This window comes from Pseudomonas sp. 05N434 (assembly GCF_056396965.1).
Map to the genome: position 1 here is coordinate 1 of NZ_JBFTMK010000926.1, position 1,063 is coordinate 1,063.

A 1,063-nucleotide genomic window follows, 5' to 3' on the forward strand; every position below is an offset into this window, starting at 1 on the left:
GCCTATACAGTGGCGTGGGTTTTTTTGCGCCACAAAGGTATCGTTTTTTCTGGAAAACACCTTCTGAAGTTTCATGCCAGAAACAGGCGAAATTCGACGTGCCGTGGATGCGTTACGAATATGTCGATTTTGCGTATGAATTGGTGACCCCTAACCCTTTGGGCATGTCCTCGGGAAAATATCTAGGTAACTTGACCTACACGATCGGCCCCCACGGCGATTTCGACTTGGGCGACATCATGCGGCCCAGCAGTCCTTCATTGACGTTGAACTTCGCCCTGGACGTACAGCACACCCTCAAGATCGAGGTGCCTCCTGGTGGAACCCGTGTTGAACTGGTCCCGCAGGGTGGCTGGCAATCCTGGCTGACGCAAGGGCGCAAACCGACGCGGCTGTTCCGCGACCAGACCTTCAACATTTCCGCCAGTTCACGTTTCAAGATGCAGTTGCAGTGCCAGCACGTCCTGGGCAATACCTGCTCGCTGAATGAGCCGTTGTCCGGCGACTTTGTGCCATTGAACGTCGGCGTCAGTTTGCCCCATGGCTTGACGGACGCGGGCGGCCAACCTGTCAATCGTCGGCCATTGCGCCTGGACGGCAGTGGCACGCAGTTGTTCATGCCAGGGATTTATGTGGATCGCAAACCGGGAATCCTGCATTTCGAAATACCCGCCAGTGAAGTGGCAGAAATGATTCGCCCCGGGCAACAACGACGGTATTCGGGACGCGTGACGGTTATATGGGATTCAGAAGTCTAGTGTCTTGCGCCAATGCAGTGAAAAGGAGTGCAGCAATCATGGAAATACTCAGGAAAATCATCCAGCTGAGCGGCTTGGGATTGGCGGCTGCGTTCATGCAGACCGCGGTCGCCAGCACCGTTGAAATGACCGCGGTATTTCGTCCCGATCCGGCGAAGCCGATGCAAAACACCTTTATCAATACGACCCCTCAGGGCGGGTATTGCGGAGATCACCCCGAGTACTGCGAGGAGGGTGTTTTCAGCATTTTGTTGCCTGTTCGCTTCCGGGCGGCGGCAGATATACCGGCGCTGCATGAGCAACGT

The 1,063-nt window shown here is 55.5% G+C and carries 2 pseudogenes; both read left to right on the plus strand.

Annotation, left to right across the window (positions count from 1 at the left end):
- Positions 1-758 (plus strand): annotated as a pseudogene (locus AC1DLB_RS30780) (hypothetical protein); the annotation flags it as partial.
- Positions 759-796: 38 nt separating this feature from the next.
- Positions 797-1,063 (plus strand): annotated as a pseudogene (locus AC1DLB_RS30785) (hypothetical protein); the annotation flags it as partial.